The sequence below is a fragment of the Pseudomonas sp. SZ57 genome (assembly GCF_009495975.1).
Taxonomy (GTDB): domain Bacteria; phylum Pseudomonadota; class Gammaproteobacteria; order Pseudomonadales; family Pseudomonadaceae; genus Aquipseudomonas; species Aquipseudomonas syringae.
In genome coordinates, this window is the sequence record NZ_WIBD01000008.1 from 1 (window position 1) to 17,818 (window position 17,818).

14 protein-coding genes are annotated in these 17,818 nt (G+C 61.4%); 5 read left to right on the forward strand and 9 right to left on the reverse strand.

Annotated elements, in window-relative coordinates; genetic code table 11:
* Positions 1-326: 326 nt before the first annotated feature.
* Positions 327-1,673: a metalloprotease PmbA gene (gene pmbA / locus GE543_RS11120; protein WP_153221462.1), complete on the reverse strand. Its 1,347-nt coding sequence runs from the start codon at positions 1,671-1,673 to the stop codon at positions 327-329.
* A gap of 107 nt (positions 1,674-1,780) precedes the next feature.
* Here pmbA and yjgA point away from each other — a divergent pair, with 107 nt between their 5' ends.
* The gene (gene yjgA, locus GE543_RS11125) at positions 1,781-2,302 is read left to right on the forward strand and encodes a ribosome biogenesis factor YjgA (RefSeq protein WP_003364101.1); all 522 of its coding nucleotides are present in this window, start codon (positions 1,781-1,783) and stop codon (positions 2,300-2,302) included.
* Between the two features lie 48 nt (positions 2,303-2,350).
* Here yjgA and tldD read toward each other — a convergent pair whose 3' ends face one another.
* The 8 genes from tldD to mreB all read right to left on the reverse strand — a co-directional run bounded on the left by tldD (position 2,351) and on the right by mreB (position 13,627).
* Positions 2,351-3,790, reverse strand: coding sequence for a metalloprotease TldD (gene tldD, locus GE543_RS11130; protein WP_153221463.1), 1,440 nt, complete (start codon positions 3,788-3,790; stop codon positions 2,351-2,353).
* Positions 3,791-3,792: 2 nt separating this feature from the next.
* The gene (locus GE543_RS11135) at positions 3,793-4,638 is read right to left on the reverse strand and encodes a carbon-nitrogen hydrolase family protein (protein WP_017277896.1); all 846 of its coding nucleotides are present in this window, start codon (positions 4,636-4,638) and stop codon (positions 3,793-3,795) included.
* 48 nt (positions 4,639-4,686) lie between these two features.
* Positions 4,687-8,502: a YhdP family protein gene (locus GE543_RS11140; RefSeq protein WP_153221464.1), complete on the reverse strand. Its 3,816-nt coding sequence runs from the start codon at positions 8,500-8,502 to the stop codon at positions 4,687-4,689.
* Between the two features lie 180 nt (positions 8,503-8,682).
* Complete coding sequence (gene rng / locus GE543_RS11145; protein ID WP_003364105.1) at positions 8,683-10,140, reverse strand: ribonuclease G; 1,458 nt, start codon at positions 10,138-10,140, stop codon at positions 8,683-8,685.
* On the reverse strand, positions 10,137-10,739 hold the full coding sequence (locus GE543_RS11150; protein WP_046237710.1) for a nucleoside triphosphate pyrophosphatase: 603 nt from the start codon (positions 10,737-10,739) through the stop codon (positions 10,137-10,139). Before GE543_RS11150 ends, rng begins: the two co-directional genes overlap by 4 nt.
* 67 nt (positions 10,740-10,806) lie before the next feature.
* A complete protein-coding gene (mreD, locus tag GE543_RS11155) occupies positions 10,807-11,298 on the reverse strand; it encodes a rod shape-determining protein MreD (protein WP_003364106.1) in 492 nt (163 codons plus the stop codon).
* Positions 11,291-12,358: a rod shape-determining protein MreC gene (gene mreC, locus GE543_RS11160; protein ID WP_004411686.1), complete on the reverse strand. Its 1,068-nt coding sequence runs from the start codon at positions 12,356-12,358 to the stop codon at positions 11,291-11,293. The genes mreD and mreC overlap by 8 nt, the downstream gene beginning before the upstream one ends.
* A gap of 231 nt (positions 12,359-12,589) precedes the next feature.
* Positions 12,590-13,627, reverse strand: coding sequence for a rod shape-determining protein MreB (mreB, locus tag GE543_RS11165; protein WP_002555108.1), 1,038 nt, complete (start codon positions 13,625-13,627; stop codon positions 12,590-12,592).
* A gap of 205 nt (positions 13,628-13,832) precedes the next feature.
* Between mreB and gatC the strand changes: the two genes are divergently transcribed.
* The 4 genes from gatC to GE543_RS11185 all read left to right on the forward strand — a co-directional run bounded on the left by gatC (position 13,833) and on the right by GE543_RS11185 (position 17,787).
* Positions 13,833-14,120: an Asp-tRNA(Asn)/Glu-tRNA(Gln) amidotransferase subunit GatC gene (gatC, locus tag GE543_RS11170; protein WP_002555109.1), complete on the forward strand. Its 288-nt coding sequence runs from the start codon at positions 13,833-13,835 to the stop codon at positions 14,118-14,120.
* Positions 14,121-14,134: 14 nt separating this feature from the next.
* Positions 14,135-15,586 carry an Asp-tRNA(Asn)/Glu-tRNA(Gln) amidotransferase subunit GatA gene (gatA, locus tag GE543_RS11175; RefSeq protein WP_003395221.1) on the forward strand — a complete coding sequence of 484 codons (1,452 nt, stop codon included), beginning with the start codon at positions 14,135-14,137 and terminating at the stop codon, positions 15,584-15,586.
* 10 nt (positions 15,587-15,596) lie between these two features.
* Positions 15,597-17,042 (forward strand): Asp-tRNA(Asn)/Glu-tRNA(Gln) amidotransferase subunit GatB, encoded by a 1,446-nt coding sequence (gene gatB / locus GE543_RS11180; RefSeq protein ID WP_153221466.1) that lies wholly within the window; start codon positions 15,597-15,599, stop codon positions 17,040-17,042.
* A gap of 376 nt (positions 17,043-17,418) precedes the next feature.
* Positions 17,419-17,787 (forward strand): septal ring lytic transglycosylase RlpA family protein, encoded by a 369-nt coding sequence (locus GE543_RS11185; protein WP_003307318.1) that lies wholly within the window; start codon positions 17,419-17,421, stop codon positions 17,785-17,787.
* Positions 17,788-17,818 lie beyond the last annotated feature (31 nt).

A 17,818-nucleotide genomic window follows, 5' to 3' on the forward strand; every position in this document is an offset into this window, starting at 1 on the left:
CAACCTTCGGGGGTCACACCAGGAGCGTGAGGAACGATAACCGCAACTATCGTGCGGCGCTCCGCGTCGTATGCCTTTCCGGACGCTCTGCGTCCTCTTGCGACGCAGAGCGTCGAGAACTGCATTCCCACGCTGGAGCGTAGGGAACGATGATCGCAACTATCGTGCGGCGCTCCGCGTCGCATGCCGTTCCGGACGCTCCGCGTCCTCTTGACGGCGCAAAGCGTCGAGAACTGCATTCCCACGCTGTAGTGTAGGGAACGATGATTGCAACTATCGTGCGACGCTCTGCGCTTATGGGCACGATAGCCAGAATCGGGGATCTGTCAGCTCCCCGCCACCATCATTCGCTCGATCAGTACCGAGCCGGTGCGGATGTTGCTGCGCAGCTCAAGATCGCTGCCAACGGCGACGATCTGCTTGAACATGTCGCGCATGTTGCCGGCAATGGTCACTTCCTGAACCGGGAACTGAATCTCGCCATTCTCTACCCAGAAGCCTGCCGCGCCGCGCGAATAGTCGCCGGTGACCATGTTCAGGCCGCTGCCCATCAGTTCGGTCACCAGCAAGCCGCGTCCCATGCGCCGGATCAGCGCGCCTTGGTCGTCCGAACCGTGGGTAACGAACAGGTTGTGCACACCGCCCGCGTTGGCAGTGCTCGGCATGCCCAGCTTGCGGCCGGAATACGTGCTCAGCACGTAGGAAACCAGATCCCCACCTGCCACGAACGGTTTGGCGAAGGTCGCCAGACCATCACTGTCGAACGCCGAACTGCCCATCGCATGCTTCAGGTGCGGGCGCTCATCAATGGTCATCCACTCGGGGAACAGGCGCTGACCCAGCGCGCCTTCGAGGAACGACGACTTGCGGTACAGGGTACCGCCGGAAATCGCACCGAGAAAGCTACCGAACAGGCCGCCTGCCAGCTCCGCAGCAAACAGAACCGGCACTTCACAGGTCGGCACAGGACGCGCGCCCAGACGGCTCGCTGCACGCAACGCAGCCTTGCGGCCAATGCTCTGCGCATCGGCCAGCAGATCGCCTTTGCGGTTGACGTCATACCAGTAATCGCGCTGCATCTGGCCTTCGCCCTCGGCGATCATCACACAGCTGAGGCTGTGCCGCGTTGACGCATAACCACCGATGAAGCCATTGCTGTTGCCGTATACACGGCAGCCCTGATGGGTATTGAGCGTGGTGCCGTCGGCGTTCTTGATGCGGCTGTCGGCATCGAAGGCCGCCGCTTCGCAGAGCAACGCCTTCTCGATGGCCTGCTCGGGCGTGATGTCCCAGGTGTGATAAAGGTCAAAATCCATGACCTCTTTGGCCATCAGCGCAGCGTCGGCCAGCCCGGAGCTTTCATCCTCGGAGGTGTGTTCGGCAATCGCCAAGGCAGCGGCGACCGTTTCACGAATCGCATCGGCGCCGGTTGCCGACGTGCTGGCCGAGCCCTTGCGCTGCCCGACATACAGGGTGATACCAAAGCCCTGATCGCGGTTGAACTCGACGGTTTCGACTTCACGCTGACGGACCGATGTCGACAGCCCCTGATCCACCGACACCGCGACTTCGCAGGCGCTGGCGCCCTGACGCCGGGCTTCGGCGATGATCTGCTCGACCTGTTCCTGCAGCTCGGGCAAGGCTTGTGGGCCGACGCTTTGGGTTGCACTCATGACTTTCTCCATCAAATTCTTCTTTCAGCACAGGCCGAATACCGACCGGGCCGGACAAGCGGCCCACGACTGGTTATCATGGCGGCGTTTCTTTGCGGACTGCCCCCATGGTTGATTCTTACGACGACTCCCTCGACGGGGAGAAAAGCAAAACCCAGGTCAAACGAGAGCTGCATGCTCTGGTCGACCTCGGCGAGCGACTGACAACACTCAAAGCCGATGTGCTGGCCAAGCTGCCGCTGACCGACGCTTTGCGCAAGGCCCTGGCCGAAGCGCCCAAGCACACGGCGAACATCGCGCGAAAGCGGCACATTCTGTTCATCGGCAAGCTGATGCGCGATCAGGACCAGGAAGCCATTCTGGTGTTGCTGGACCAACTCGATGCCTCCACTCGCCAATACAATGAACGTTTCCACAATCTGGAGCGCTGGCGTGATCGCCTGATCGCGGGCGATGACGCCGACCTCGAGAAATTCGTTGTCGAATACCCCGATGCCGACCGTCAGCAGCTGCGTTCGCTGATCCGTCAGGCGCAACACGAAGTTGCACGCAACAAACCGCCGGCCACCAGCCGCAAAATCTTCAAATACATCCGTGAGCTGGACGAACTTCAACGCGGTCTGCGTTGATTTCGCCCTCGGGGCCGGCAGCAGCAAGCAGCCGGCCCCGACTCACATTCAGCTACCGGTGCCACCCACGGTAATCGCGTCGATTTTCAGCGTAGGCTGACCCACACCGACCGGCAGCGACTGGCCATCTTTCCCGCACGTACCGACGCCGCTGTCCAGCGACAGATCGTTACCCACCATCGACACCCTGCTCATGGCTTCCGGCCCGTTACCGATCAAGGTCGCGCCTTTGACCGGCGCAGTGATCTTGCCGTCTTCGATCAAATAAGCCTCACTGGTCGAAAACACGAACTTGCCGCTGGTGATATCCACCTGGCCACCGCCCAGGTTGGCGCAGTAGATGCCGCGCTTCACTGAGGCGATGATTTCCTGCGGATCGCTCTGCCCGCCCAGCATGTAGGTGTTGGTCATGCGCGGCATCGGCAGGTGGGCATAGGACTCGCGACGGCCGTTGCCGGTGCGGGCCACGCCCATCAGGCGTGCATTGAGCTTGTCCTGCATGTAGCCCTTGAGCACGCCGTTCTCGATCAGCGTCGTGCATTCGGTCGGTGTGCCTTCGTCATCGACGCTCAGCGAGCCACGACGCCCCGCCAGGGTGCCGTCGTCGACGATGGTGCAGAGTTTCGACGCAACCATCTCGCCCATGCGCCCGCTGTAGGCCGAACTGCCCTTGCGGTTGAAGTCGCCCTCAAGGCCGTGGCCGACCGCTTCGTGCAGCAGCACACCGGACCAGCCGGAGCCGAGTACCACCGGCAAGGTGCCTGCCGGTGCGGGAATCGCTTCCAGGTTGACCAGTGCCTGACGCAGGGCCTCACGGGCGTAGCCCATGGCGCGATCGTCGGCCAGGAAATAACGGTAGTCGGTACGCCCGCCGCCGCCGTGCCCGCCCCGCTCGCGGCGGCCATTCTGCTCGACGATGACACTGACGTTGAAACGCACCAGCGGACGCACATCAGCGGCCAGGCTGCCATCCGCGGCGGCCACCAGGATGCGCTCCCAGACACCGGCCATGCTCACCGAAACCTGCTGGATACGCGAGTCCAGCGCACGCGTCGCAACGTCGATGCGCTTGAGCAACTCGACCTTCTCGGCGCGGCTCAGCACTTCCAGCGGGTTATCCGGGGCATACAACTGCGCCACGTCCTGCGAGGTGAAGGCTTGTACACGGCCCTTCTGGCCAGCGCGGGAAATAGAGCGCGCGGCCTGTGCGGCGGTGCGCAAGGCCTCGGGGGTGATCGCGTTGCTGTACGCAAAGCCGGTTTTCTCGCCCGACTGGGCACGCACGCCAACGCCTTGATCGAGATTGAAACTGCCTTCCTTGACGATCCCGTCTTCGAGCGACCAGGACTCGGAGATCATGCCCTGAAAATACAGATCGGCCGCGTCGTTTCCTGGCCCGGCCAGATCGCCCAGCACGGACTGCAGGCTGTCGAGGCTCAGGCCGCCGGGTGCCAGAAGGTGTTCGCTGACTGAGGACAGATCACTCATATTCACTCCGAAGCAGGCCGCATGGCGTCCTGCGAAAAAAAGCGCCGGTGACTGGACACCGGCATCCGCGCCCGTATGGACGCCTGTTCTTCACTGTCGCGTGTGGCCAGCAGCACCGCTTCACCCTGCGCCTGCTCGGCCAGTACGCGGCCCCATGGATCAACGATGGCCGCGTGTCCGTAAGTCTCGCGAGGCCCCGGATGGACCCCGCCCTGTGCGGCCGCCAGCACGTAACACTGGGTTTCGATAGCACGCGCGCGGATCAGAATGTCCCAGTGCGCAGCCCCCGTTACCGCAGTGAACGCTGACGGCGCGGTAATCAGTTCAGCACCGGCCTCACGCAGCGCGGTGTACAGCTCGGGAAAGCGCAGGTCATAACAGACGGTCAGCCCCAGACGCCCCACAGGCGTATCGGCTACCACCACCCTGCTCCCATGAGCATAGTCATCCGATTCACGATAGCGGCCACGATTGTCAGCGACGTCCACATCGAACAGATGCAGTTTGTCATAACGGGCCACCTGCTCACCGTGCTCATCGATCAACAGCGAACACGCCGTCACCTTGCCATCCGGCCGCTCATCCGGCGGCAGTGGCAAGGTTCCGGCAACAATCCATAACTTGAGGTCGCGAGCGGCCAGTTTCAACCATGGCAGGATCGGTCCGTGCCCCTGAGCCTCGGCACGCCCGATATCGGCGACGTCGCGGCGCCCCATTGCGACGAAGTTTTCAGGCAGTACCGCCAGCCGCGCGCCACCTTCGGCAGCCTGTTCCAGCAGACGTCGAGCGCTGGCCAGATTGGCCAGGACGTCGCTTTGGCTGACCATCTGAATCACCGCGAAGGACATGGCAACCCGCTCCTGAATGACATGGCCACCACTGTACTCCATGGGACGCTATTGGGGCTTTTCAAATGGCTTGTCGAAGGTGATCTTCGGCTCTTTCCAGGGCCCTTCGACCTTGTATTGCACGCTGGCGAAACGCGCAACCCGGTCGCCCAGCAGCTTGTCGACCAGAAACAGTGCCCCGCCAATGGCGGGCGCGCCGACAATCAGTGCAGCGATAGGCAGGTTATTGGTCACCGGCAAGGTCACCAGCAGCTTCGCATCGACACGATCGCGAACCATGTCCAGCGTCCCGTTGAGCTCCAGATTGCTCGACGGCCCGGTCAGGGTGATCGGGTTACGCGTCACATAGACACCGTCGCTGGCGACCAGCAGCCCTTTGACCCGGTCGTAGCTCAGGCCTTTGCCCAGCAGGTCAGAGAAGTCCAGGCGCAGACGCCGGCCGATGGAGTTGAAATTCAACAGCCCGAACACCCGCAACGCCTGAGCACCACCCTCGACTTCGACAAACTGGCCTCTGTTCAGCGTGGCATCCAGGCTGCCGGAATAGCGCTTCAGACCGACCCAGGCAGGCGAACCCGGCCAGCGTCCGTCCACGTTCATCTCGAAGCGTTCACTGGTGACAGTGGGTGCGAAGTTCCAGGCCTTGAGCACATCCGCGAGGTTCTTGCCCGCCAGACGACCTTTGAACGAACTGCTGCTGGCCCCGGGCGTACCCTCCCAGGTAGCGTCACCCTCCAGCAGAATACCTTTGAGCCCCAGGCTCATGTCCGACATGCGCATGCCGGCAGGCGTCGGCCGGGTTTTCAATGCCCAGGCCCCGAGCAACTGATCGCCCTGAAACAGCTGGGAGATCTTCACGTCCAGCGCAGGGATATTGTGCGGGTCGATATCCGCCAGAGGATCAGGCGCGTTTTCCACCACGGTCGCTGTCGGATCGGATGCAGGCAGTCGAACGTAGAGCATGTTGACCCCGATCGGTGCAGACTTGGCGTCGGGCAGCGTTGCCGTACCCTTGGCCAGTGCGCTGTCCAGCGACAGGGCCCAGGCTGCCGCGTTGCGCTGCAACTGGACACGCACGTCATTGAGTGTGGTGCCCATCGCGGTCAGCTTGCCGATCTGCAGATCAACACTGTTAAGCAGTTGTTTTGCGTTGTCGCCCGGATCATTCCCGGTGTACCGCGCCGCCAGTTCCTGCCAGGGCGCGATGTCCAGTTCGGACAACTCGCCGCGGATCCGCAAGCCCTTGGCGTCCGGCACGATCGCCCCGCCGCGCCCCAGATAAAGCTCGCCACGACCTTCGGCAAACTTGCCATTCGGTGCTGCGAACGCAAAGTTGGCCTGATCGTTATAGGCCGCGCCGAGCCTGCGCTCCGCGCCTTGCAGGGTCATGCGGAATTCGCTGGGGCGCTCCTGCTCGGCGGTCTTGCCAAACGGTGCGGGCAAATCGATCGCCACGCCCTTGAGCGTGGAGTTGATTACCAGCGGGCTGTCCTTGCTGTCCAAAATCAGTTGCAGCTGATACGGCAGATCACCGGACACCGGCAGCGGCTGGGTCACGTTCAGCCAGTCGGTGAGCCGCTTCACGGTGATTTGCCCGTTCGCCACAATGCGCGTCACGTTGTCGCCAGGCTTGCCCTCGGCGGCGATCTCTGCGGTCACAGGGCGATCGAATGCCTGGGCCTTGATGCCCTTGCCGCTCAGCCCGCTGGAGCTGTCAAAACGGAAGTCGCCTTTCAGGCGGGTTAGCTCCAGCACCGGGTCAGCCAGTTTCAAGCGCGCATTGTCGGTGCTGAAGTCCACCACGACCTTTGGCTCGACGCCCTTGGCCAGCGGTATATCCAGCTTCAGTTTGCCGTCCAGCGGGCCCTCGCCCTGCCAGCCGGCAAACGTGCTGCCCGTACCGATGGGCGCCTGCTGGAGAATCTTCAGGCCGTCGATCAGGTTTCCGGAGAAATTACCGTCCACCAGCAGGTGACTGTCCTGACCTGACGGCACATGAGGAATATTGACCAGCACGTTGCTGACCTTGGTATCCAGCAACTGGCCTTTGCTTGCCTTGACACGTACACCGCTGTTTTCGACGTAGACCTTGCCATCCACCCCGGTCAGCGACGGCCAGCCCGGCTGGAACGCCAGCGTTGCGTTGTTGACGTCGAAGAACAGGCTGATGACACGCGCCGTATCGGGCGAGTTCTTGTTCAGCGACCCTTGATACTGGAAGAAACCCTGCTTGACCGCGCCACTGACCACGGCGGTGCGCAACCAGTGATCAAGCTCCGGACTGAGCGCGGTCGGCAGGTACTTGCTGGTGTAACGGCCGTCGCCGTCAACCATGCCGACCCGCAGGTCCATGTAGTCTTCCTGATCATGATTGAGATGAATCTTGATCAGAAAGTCCGCCGCAATCTTGCCTTCGTCGCCGAGCACCTTGATGTACGGGGCGATCAGCGTGAACGCCTGGTCATCCAGTTTCCAGGTCAGACGGGCATTGGCCTTCTGGTAACGCCAGGGCTTGGTGAAGATCGGGTCCAGGTGCAGCATGAAGTCGTCAGTGTCGAGGCGCAGCTCGCCCTGCCCCAGATCACCGCTGATGGCACCGCTGACATTTCCGGCCGCTGGCGCCCCGCGATACGCGTTGAAACCCACCTTGTCCAGATTGGCGGCAAAGCTCAGGCGCTTGTCGCCGACTGCCTGTGGCCGGTAGTCGAGCAGCACGTTATGCAGCCCGCCTGTCACCTTGAGGCCGTCGACCACTGCCATGGCCTTGTCAGGCAGCGGCGCGAGCGAGTCGATCAGCGGCGTGACGGGGGTCAGGTCCAGACGATCCGCCTGCACGTGCCAGAGCTCTTCGCTGTCAGGCGTCGCAGCGGTTTGCGTCAGTTGCACGCGGCTTTCCCAACGCGTGTCGCCAAGGCTCATCGCCAGTGAATCGAGGTTCAGGTCGAAACCTGTTTCAGTCCGTGCAAACCACGCGTTCAGCGCAAGGTTATCGATCGTCGACGGTTTGCGACCGGCGTAAACGCCTTTGACCTGCGGTGCATTGAGGCGCGTGGTCGCGCTTTGCACCGTGCCCTTGCCCCAACTCAACCAGACCTCGCCGCCGGCCTGCAGCTTCGACAGTGTCCATTCGCGCGTGAGGCTTTTCGGCAGCCACTTGGCCCAGTCGCTTTGCGGCAGGCTGGCGTAGACATCGGCCTCGCCGTCCTTCCACTGACTGGCCTGGATACGCGAGCGCACGTTGAGCGCGACCGGCTGACCATCCGGCAGGGTCAGGCGTGCGTCAAGTCGCTGGGCATAGCTGCCGGTCTCCAGGCTGAGGTTTACGTAGGTGAGAGTCAGCGGCGCAGCGTCAAACGGTTGCACCGTGACCTGGCTGTCGAGCAACGACACATGCGCGACCATCTGCATCTGCTTGAGCACCTGCTCGGGATCGAACGGGCTGTCGTTGTGCACCGGCAAGCCCTGAACCGACCACGCGCCGTCCTTGTCCTGCCTGAGGCTGAACTGCAGGCCGTTCACTTCAAGATGAGCGATGCGCACGTCACGCGCCAGCAGGCTCTCCCAAAGGTCGGGAACCACCCTTACGCGATCCAGACGCAGAGCACTGGCACCCTCGCCGACCATCACGTCGTGGGCCAGCAATACCGGGGCAAAGCGGCTCCAGCTGCCTTCCAGGCTGCCGATGCTCAGCGGTATGCCCAGCGCGCTGCTGGCACGGGTTTCCACATCGACACGGTATTCGGCAACCAGCGGCGTCAACTGACGGCCGAGACTCACGTACAGCGCCGCAAGCACCAGAATCAGTGCGCACAGGCTCAGACCCCAGCGGGTCAGGGTTGCGACGAGGCGAGGAAGACGTCCCATCTCAGGAGGTCCTCCACTGCGGGGTGCGAGGAGCAGAATCGGCGAACGGATTCCGGCTCGGATGTGCAGGTGCGGTCAGGTACAGGTTTTGCTCATTCGCCACGCATCATTCTCGATAAAACGGCATACCTGCCAGAAACCCTTAGGGCACTTGTCATATATTTCAAACGATCAGCACCCTCAGAGCAGCACCACGTCGTATTGTTCCTGCGAGTACATGGTTTCTACCTGAAAACGGATAGTGCGGCCAATAAAGCTCTCCAGCTCAGCCACGTTGCCGGACTCCTCGTCGAGCAGGCGATCCACCACGCGCTGATTGGCCAGAACGCGATAGCCCACTGCCTGATAGGCCCTGGCCTCGCGCAGGATTTCCCGGAAGATTTCGTAGCAGATGGTCTCGGGGGTCTTCAGCTTGCCCCGCCCTGCGCAGCAATGACACGGTTCGCACAGCACCTGTTCGAGACTTTCGCGGGTGCGCTTGCGGGTCATCTGCACCAGACCCAGTTCGGTGATGCCGATGATGTTGGTCTTGGCGTGATCGCGTTCCAGCTGTTTCTCCAGCGTGCGCAGCACCTGACGCTGGTGTTCACCGTCTTCCATGTCGATGAAATCGATGATGATGATGCCGCCCAGATTGCGCAGGCGCAGCTGCCGGGCGATGGCCGTGGCAGCTTCCAGGTTGGTCTTGAAGATGGTTTCTTCGAGGTTACGATGCCCTACGAACGCGCCGGTGTTGACGTCGATGGTGCTCATCGCTTCGGCCGGGTCGATGACCAGATAGCCGCCCGACTTGAGCGGCACCTTGCGCTCGAGGGCCTTCTGGATTTCGTCCTCGACCCCATAGAGGTCGAAGATCGGCCGCTCGCCCGGATAGTGCTCGAGCCTGTCGGCGATTTCCGGCATCAGCTCGGCCACGAACTGGGTGGTTTTCTGAAAGGTCTCCCGCGAGTCGATACGGATCTTCTCGATGCGCGGGCTGACCAGATCGCGCAAGGTGCGCAGCGCCAGGCCCAGGTCTTCGTAAATCACCGTGGGCGGGCTGACCGTCTTGATCTGCTCGCCGATCTGATCCCAGAGCCTGCGCAGATAGCGGATGTCCATGAGGATTTCATCCGCCCCGGCGCCTTCGGCAGCGGTGCGCAGAATGAAGCCTCCAGCTTCCTTGATACCTTCCTGGGCAACACAATCGCTGACCACTTTCTTGAGTCGTTCGCGCTCGGCTTCGTCCTCGATTTTCAGCGAGATGCCCACATGCGCAGTGCGCGGCATGTACACCAGATAACGCGACGGAATGGAGAGTTGCGTGGTCAGCCGTGCGCCCTTGCTGCCGATCGGGTCTTTGGTGACTTGCACGACAAGGCTCTGGCCATCATGCACCAGCGACGCAATGCTCTCGACTGCGGGCCCTTCACGCATGGATATTTCCGATGCATGAATGAACGCCGCGCGATCCAGACCGATGTCGATGAACGCCGCCTGCATGCCGGGAAGCACCCGCACAACCTTGCCTTTGTAGATATTGCCGACGATGCCGCGACGCTGGGTACGCTCGACATGCACTTCTTGCAGAACCCCGTTTTCCACCACGGCCACGCGCGATTCCATCGGCGTGATGTTGATCAGAATCTCTTCACTCATGACTTGTCACCTTCCAGGCATTGCCAGCAGGGTATGCCGAAATGGCCAAGCAGTTCTGCGGTTTCGCACAGGGGCAGACCCACCACCCCAGAATAGCTGCCTTGCAGACCCTCGACGAAAATCGCTGCCAACCCCTGGATGGCATAGCCGCCAGCCTTGTCGGCGGGCTCGCCACTGGTCCAGTAGGCTTGGGCTTCATGGGTTTGAATCGGGCGAAAGCGCACACGACTGGTAACAATACGGGTATCGCTGCGTTGCCGATCACAGAGCGCGACAGCCGTCAGCACTTGATGCTCGCGCCCGGACAGGGCCATCAGCATGGCCAGCGCATCCGCTTCATCGACCGGCTTGCCGAGAATGCGTCCATCGAGCACCACCGCCGTGTCAGCGCCCATCACGCAGGCCTGTTGTTCGGCTGACAGCACGGATAGCCCAGCCTGAGCCTTGCCCAGCGCAAGACGCTCGACATAGGCAGCCGGGGTTTCATGGTCGAAAGGAGTTTCGTCGATCTGAGCGCTCAGTACGGTAAAGGGCACACCGATCTGAGTCAGAAGTTCGCGGCGGCGCGGCGAGCCAGAAGCCAGATAAAGCGAGGGCATAAGGACATCTCCGTGTCTGTGCGGGTGAGCGCGAACAACGCAGCGGGGCGTCGCGTTCACCTTGCGCTTAATTGATTTTCAAACGTTTGCGCAATCCACGCAGGCCATAACTGATCCAGGGCCACAACAGAGCGCTGACCAACGCGGGCAGCACCAGCGCCAGCGTAGGCTGACGGTTGCCGGTCAGCGCACTCAGCCAGAGTTGCGCAAGCTGCGCCAGACCGAATACCACCAATAGCACCAGACACTGCTGCCACATGGGAAACATGCGCAGGCGCTGCTGCAGGGACATCACCAGAAAGGTAATCAGGCTGAGGATCAGGGCATTCTGGCCGAGCAATGTGCCGTACAGCACATCCTCCATCAGGCCCAGTATCCACGCGGTGGTCATGCCGTATTTGTGCGGCAGCGCCAGAACCCAGAAGGTCAATAGCAAGGCCAGCCACAGTGGCCGGAAGATTTCCATGAATTGCGGCAGCGGCGAAACGCTCAGCAACAGACCGATCGCAAACGTCAGCCAGACCACCCAGCCATTGCGCCCGGAAACATGACTAACCATCGATAGGCTCCCGGGCAGTGGAAGGTCGTGAGGCAGGCGGCTGTGACGCCGCAGGCCGGGCGGCAGGCCTTGCAGGTGTCGCGGGCGTTGCCGCCGGTGCAGGTGTTGCCGACTGCGCCGCCGGCTTGTGCGTCAGCGTACTGCCCGGAAAGACCGGAACGACTGCTTGCGGCCACATCGGGAAAGCGGGTGTCGGCGGCGGCAGTGTCGCCATCACGGAAGGCTCGACGCCCTTGTCGAGGGATTCCTGTGCTTGCGCCGCATCGGCAGCGCGCTCTTCCGGCGAGCGGCCGTCGGAGAACACCAGCAACAGATAGCGGCTGCGATTCAACGCGGCGGTTGGCACCGCACGAACGATCGCGAACGGCTGGCCGGAGTCGTGAATCACTTCCTTGACCGTTGCCACCGGGTAACCGGCCGGGAATCGCTGCCCAAGGCCCGAACTGACCAGCAGGTCGCCTTCCTTGATGTCTGCGGTGTCCGCCACATGCCGAAGCTCCAGACGTTCCGGGTTACCGGTGCCGCTGGCGATGGCCCGTAGGCCGTTGCGGTTGACCTGCACCGGGATGCTGTGGGTCGTGTCAGTCAGCAACAAAACGCGTGAGGTATAGGGCATCAACTCGACCACCTGCCCCATCAGACCGCGTGCATCGAGCACAGGCTGGCCGAGCACCACGCCGTCGCGTTCGCCCTTGTTGATGATGATGCGATGTGTGAAGGGGTTCGGGTCCATACCGATCAGCTCGGCGACCTCGACCTTTTCGTTGACCAGCGCCGAGGAGTTCAGCAACTCACGCAGCCGAACGTTCTGCTCGGTCAGTGCCGCCAGCTTTTGCAGGCGACCTTGCAGGAGCAGGGCTTCGGTCTTGAGTTTTTCGTTTTCGGCGATCAGCTCTGTGCGGCTGCCGAACTGGCTGGCGACGCCTTGATACAGACGCTGTGGCAGGTCGACGATCCAGTAGGACTGCATGAGCACCATCGACATCTGGCTGCGCACGGGCTTGAGGATCGTAAAGCGGGCGTCGACAACCATCAACGCAACCGACAGAACGGCCAGCACCAGCAGACGTACACCCAGCGACGGGCCTTTTGAGAAAAGCGGTTTAATAGGCCGCTCCTCCGGGGCATGCGATCGTTGGATCAAACTTCGATTGGCAATTATTCATGCGGTATGTAACCGGCCCGGACAAATGAGAGAGATAGGCACCCTGTTTCGGCGTCAGCCTGATGCATACAGGTAGCATATCCGCCACCTGCATACAAAAGACTCCGTGAAAGGCACCCCGGCGAATTATTCGCTGGAGAGCAGATCCATGGTGTGCTTATCCATCATTTCCAGCGCACGGCCACCGCCACGCGCTACACAGGTCAGCGGGTCTTCGGCGACGATCACCGGCAGACCGGTTTCCTGAGCCAGCAACTTGTCCAGATCACGCAGCAGCGCACCACCACCGGTCAGGACCAGACCCCGCTCGGCGATGTCCGAGGCCAGTTCAGGAGGCGATTGCTCCAGAGCGCTCTTGACCGCCTGAACGATGGTCGCCAGCGACTCCTGCAGTGCCTCGAGCACTTCATTGGAGTTCAGGGTGAACGCACGTGGAACGCCTTCAGCCAGGTTGCGGCCACGGACGTCGACTTCACGCACTTCGCCGCCCGGATAGGCAGTACCGATTTCCTGCTTGATGCGCTCGGCAGTCGATTCGCCGATCAGGCTGCCGTAATTGCGGCGCACGTAGGTGATGATCGCTTCGTCGAAACGGTCACCGCCGACCCGTACGGATTCGGCATACACCACACCGTTGAGGGAGATCAGGGCGATTTCGGTGGTGCCGCCGCCGATGTCGACAACCATCGAACCGCGAGCTTCTTCCACCGGCAGGCCGGCACCGATTGCAGCGGCCATTGGCTCTTCGATCAGGAAGACTTCGCGTGCACCTGCACCCAGGGCCGACTCGCGAATCGCGCGACGCTCAACCTGAGTGGATTTGCACGGTACGCAGATCAGCACACGAGGGCTGGGCTGCAGAAAGCTGTTTTCATGAACCTTGTTGATGAAGTACTGCAACATTTTTTCGCAGACGCTGAAGTCGGCGATAACGCCGTCTTTCATTGGACGAATGGCTGCGATGTTGCCTGGAGTACGGCCCAGCATGCGCTTGGCTTCGGTACCGACGGCCACGACACTCTTCTGGTTGCCGTGAGTACGAATGGCAACGACAGAGGGTTCATTCAGAACGATACCGCGCTCACGCACGTAAATAAGGGTGTTGGCAGTGCCCAGGTCGATGGATAGATCACTGGAAAACATGCCACGCAGTTTCTTGAACATGGGAAAGGGACCCTAGGGAACGCGTGGTAAAAAAAGTGCGGCAAACTCTAACAACGACAGGGATTTTGGGCAAGGAGCCAATATGCTAAATTGGCGGTTTTCCGAACACCACCCTCGACGTTAGCGGCTTGAGACAGTAATAACGCGATAGTGTTCCGCAATTGGCAACAAAGCAAATCCATAAGCATTCCACTGGAGATACCCCATGGCGCTTGAACGCTCCGACGTGGAAAAGATCGCTCATCTGGCCCGACTGGGCCTCAATGACGCCGATATCCCGCGTACCACCGAAGCACTTAACAGTATTCTTGGGCTGGTCGATCAGATGCAAGCGGTCGACACCACTGGCATCGAGCCGCTGGCTCACCCGCTGGAAGCCACCCAGCGCCTGCGCGAAGACGCCGTCACCGAGCGAAATCGTCGTGACACTTACCAAGCCATCGCACCAGCGGTCCAAGACGGGCTGTATCTGGTTCCGAAAGTCATCGAGTAAGGGAAAGCGCCTGCATGCATCAAATGACTCTGGCCGAGATCGCTCGCGGACTCGCCGATAAAAAGTTTTCTTCCGAAGAGCTGACTCGCGTTCTGCTGTCGCGCATCGCGACGCTCGACCCGCAGCTCAACAGCTTCATCAGCCTCACCGAAGACCTGGCCATCACCCAGGCGCAGGCGGCAGACGCGCGCCGTGCAGCCGGTGAAAACGGCCCGCTGCTCGGTGCGCCGCTGGCCCACAAGGACCTGTTCTGCACCCAGGGCATCCGCACCAGCTGCGGCTCGCTGATGCTCGACAATTTCAAGGCACCCTACGATGCGACGGTCGTTTCGCGTCTGGCATCGGCCGGCACAGTGACCCTGGGCAAGACCAACATGGACGAATTCGCCATGGGTTCGGCCAACGAATCCAGCCATTACGGCGCGGTGAAAAACCCGTGGAACCTGGAATGCGTGCCTGGCGGTTCTTCCGGTGGTTCGGCAGCCGCTGTTGCTGCGCGCCTGTTGCCCGCTGCGACCGGCACCGACACCGGCGGCTCGATTCGCCAGCCTGCGGCATTGACCAACCTCACCGGCCTCAAGCCGACCTACGGCCGCGTATCGCGCTGGGGCATGATTGCCTACGCGTCAAGCCTTGATCAGGCGGGCCCGATGGCACGCACAGCCGAAGACTGCGCACTGCTGCTGCAAGGCATGGCCGGTTTCGACCCGCAGGACTCGACCAGCATCGACGAGCCGGTTCCGGACTACTCCGCCAGCCTCAATACCTCGCTCAAGGGCCTGCGTATCGGTGTGCCGAAAGAATATTTCAGCGCAGGCCTCGACCCACGCATCGCGCAGTTGGTGCATGAAAGCGTCAAGGAGCTGGAAAAGCTCGGCGCGATCGTCAAGGAAGTCAGCCTGCCTAACCTGCAGCACGCGATCCCGGCCTACTACGTCATCGCGCCAGCTGAAGCCTCGTCCAACCTGTCACGCTTCGACGGTGTGCGTTTCGGCTACCGCTGCGAAGACCCGAAGGACCTGACCGACCTGTACAAGCGCTCGCGCGCCGAAGGCTTCGGCCCGGAAGTCCAGCGACGCATCATGGTCGGCGCCTACGCGCTGTCGGCGGGTTACTACGACGCCTATTACCTGCAGGCGCAGAAAATCCGTCGCCTGATCAAGAACGATTTCATGAGCGCGTTCGCCGATGTCGACGTGATTCTCGGCCCGACCACGCCCAACCCGGCCTGGAAAATCGGCGCCAAGACCAACGATCCGATTGCCGAATACCTGGAAGACTTCTACACCATCACCGCCAACCTGGCGGGCCTGCCCGGCTTGTCCATGCCTGCGGGCTTCGTCGACGGTCTGCCGGTCGGCGTGCAGCTGCTCGCTCCGTATTTCCAGGAAGGCCGTCTCTTGAATGTGGCGCATCAGTATCAGCAAGTCACCGACTGGCACACTCGCGCACCTGAAGGCTTCTGAGGAGAAACACATGCAATGGGAAGTCGTCATCGGGCTGGAGATTCATACCCAGCTTTCGACCCAATCAAAGATTTTTTCCGGTAGCGCGACCACGTTCGGCTCCGAGCCCAACACGCAGGCCAGCCTCGTCGACCTGGGCATGCCCGGCGTATTGCCGGTGCTGAACAAGGAAGCCGTGCGCATGGCCGTCAAGTTCGGCCTGGCAGTCAACGCCGAAATCGGCCAGCACAACGTGTTTGCCCGCAAGAACTACTTCTACCCGGACCTGCCCAAGGGCTATCAGATCAGCCAGATGGAGCTGCCGATTGTCGGCAAGGGCCACCTGGACATCCCCCTTGAAGACGGCACCGTCAAGCGCATCGGCATCACCCGTGCGCACCTGGAAGAGGACGCAGGCAAGAGCCTGCATGAAGACTTCCAGGGCATGACCGGTATCGACCTGAACCGTGCCGGCACGCCGCTGCTGGAGATCGTTTCCGAGCCGGACATGCGCAACGCCAAGGAAGCCGTGGCTTACGTCAAGGCCATCCACGCGATTGTCCGCTACCTGGGCATCTGTGACGGCAACATGGCCGAAGGTTCGCTGCGCTGCGACTGCAACGTATCGATTCGTCCCAAGGGCCAGGTCGAGTTCGGCACGCGCTGCGAGATCAAGAACGTCAACTCGTTCCGCTTCATCGAAAAGGCGATCAACAGCGAGATTCAGCGCCAGATCGATCTGATCGAAGACGGTGGCAAGGTCATACAGCAGACGCGCCTGTATGACCCGAACACCAACGAAACCCGCGCCATGCGCAGCAAGGAGGAAGCCAACGACTACCGTTACTTCCCCGACCCGGATCTGTTGCCGGTGATCATCGAGGACTCGTTCCTCGAAGAAACCCGCGCCACCTTGCCGGAACTGCCGCCGCAGAAACGCGAACGCTTCCAGAGCCAGTTCGGTCTGTCGACCTACGACGCCAGCGTATTGGCTTCGAGCCGCGAGCAGGCTGACTACTTCGAACAGGTGGTAGGCATCAGCGGTGACGCCAAACTGGCAGCCAACTGGGTCATGGTCGAGCTGGGCAGCCTGCTGAACAGGCAGGGCCTGGAGATCGACCAGTCGCCGGTCAGTGCAGAGCAGTTGGGCGGCATGCTCAAACGCATTACCGACAACACCATTTCCGGCAAGATCGCGAAAATGGTCTTCGAGGCGATGGCCAATGGTGAAGGCAGCGCCGATGAAGTCATCGAAAAGCGCGGCCTGAAGCAGGTCACCGACAGCGGCGCCATCGAATCGATGCTCGACGAGGTGCTGGCAGCCAACGCGGAACAGGTCGAACAGTATCGTGCCGCGGACGAAGCCAAGCGCGGCAAGATGTTCGGCTTCTTCGTCGGTCAGGCGATGAAAGCCTCCAAAGGCAAGGCCAACCCGCAGCAGGTCAACGAACTGCTGAAGGCCAAGCTGGAGGGCTGATCCTCGTCACTCTCGTTCCCACGCTATGCGATCAGCGTTATACACGAGTCTTGTGGGAGCGAGCTTGCTCGCGAATAGGCCGGTACAGCCTCTGGAGACAGGGCGTTTGGACCAAGGTCTTCGTGAGCACGCTCACTCCCACAGAGGTCTTATTCACATCGCGATTATGGTCAAAGACCCCGCCTTCTGGGCTCTTCATGACTTGTGTATAACGATGAGCGCTCTGTGTGGGAATGCAGTTCCGGACGCTCTGCGTCCGCTGTCGAGGACGCGCTGCAACACCGGTTATGACGCGGAACGTCACGAAATGCATGCCAGCATGGAGCCTTGGCACGAGCGTCAACCACAACTACTCCGGCACTCAGGAACCCACCCCATGCGCCGCCTTATTTTTGCCTGCAGCCTGCTGACCTTACTGGCAGGATGCGCCAATCACATCATCGACCCCCATGGTTACGACGAGACCGGCACCGCCGCCTATTACGGCGCCCGCCATCATGGCAACCGCACTGCCAGCGGCGAACCGTTCAATCAGAATGCGCTGACCGCTGCACATCGACAGCTGCCTTTCGGCACGCGCGTCAAAGTGACCAACCTCGACAACGACAGGTCAGTAGTGGTACGCGTCAATGATCGCGGCCCTCACACGCGTGGCCGTCTGATCGATGTCTCTCGCGAAGCGGCCGAACAACTGGGTATGCTGCGCAGCGGGACAGCGCCAGTCCGCGTACAGGCCCTGGATTAACCCCGACTCTCGATTACCTGCGACAAGGACA

Coding starts and splice junctions, on each gene's coding strand:
- pmbA (WP_153221462.1), bottom strand. CDS start 1,673: ATGAGTGCAACCCAAAGCGTCGGCCCACAAGCCTTGCCCGAGCTGCAG.
- yjgA (WP_003364101.1), top strand. CDS start 1,781: ATGGTTGATTCTTACGACGACTCCCTCGACGGGGAGAAAAGCAAAACC.
- tldD (WP_153221463.1), bottom strand. CDS start 3,790: ATGAGTGATCTGTCCTCAGTCAGCGAACACCTTCTGGCACCCGGCGGC.
- GE543_RS11135 (WP_017277896.1), bottom strand. CDS start 4,638: ATGTCCTTCGCGGTGATTCAGATGGTCAGCCAAAGCGACGTCCTGGCC.
- GE543_RS11140 (WP_153221464.1), bottom strand. CDS start 8,502: ATGGGACGTCTTCCTCGCCTCGTCGCAACCCTGACCCGCTGGGGTCTG.
- rng (WP_003364105.1), bottom strand. CDS start 10,140: ATGAGTGAAGAGATTCTGATCAACATCACGCCGATGGAATCGCGCGTG.
- GE543_RS11150 (WP_046237710.1), bottom strand. CDS start 10,739: ATGCCCTCGCTTTATCTGGCTTCTGGCTCGCCGCGCCGCCGCGAACTT.
- mreD (WP_003364106.1), bottom strand. CDS start 11,298: ATGGTTAGTCATGTTTCCGGGCGCAATGGCTGGGTGGTCTGGCTGACG.
- mreB (WP_002555108.1), bottom strand. CDS start 13,627: ATGTTCAAGAAACTGCGTGGCATGTTTTCCAGTGATCTATCCATCGAC.
- gatC (WP_002555109.1), top strand. CDS start 13,833: ATGGCGCTTGAACGCTCCGACGTGGAAAAGATCGCTCATCTGGCCCGA.
- gatA (WP_003395221.1), top strand. CDS start 14,135: ATGCATCAAATGACTCTGGCCGAGATCGCTCGCGGACTCGCCGATAAA.
- gatB (WP_153221466.1), top strand. CDS start 15,597: ATGCAATGGGAAGTCGTCATCGGGCTGGAGATTCATACCCAGCTTTCG.
- GE543_RS11185 (WP_003307318.1), top strand. CDS start 17,419: ATGCGCCGCCTTATTTTTGCCTGCAGCCTGCTGACCTTACTGGCAGGA.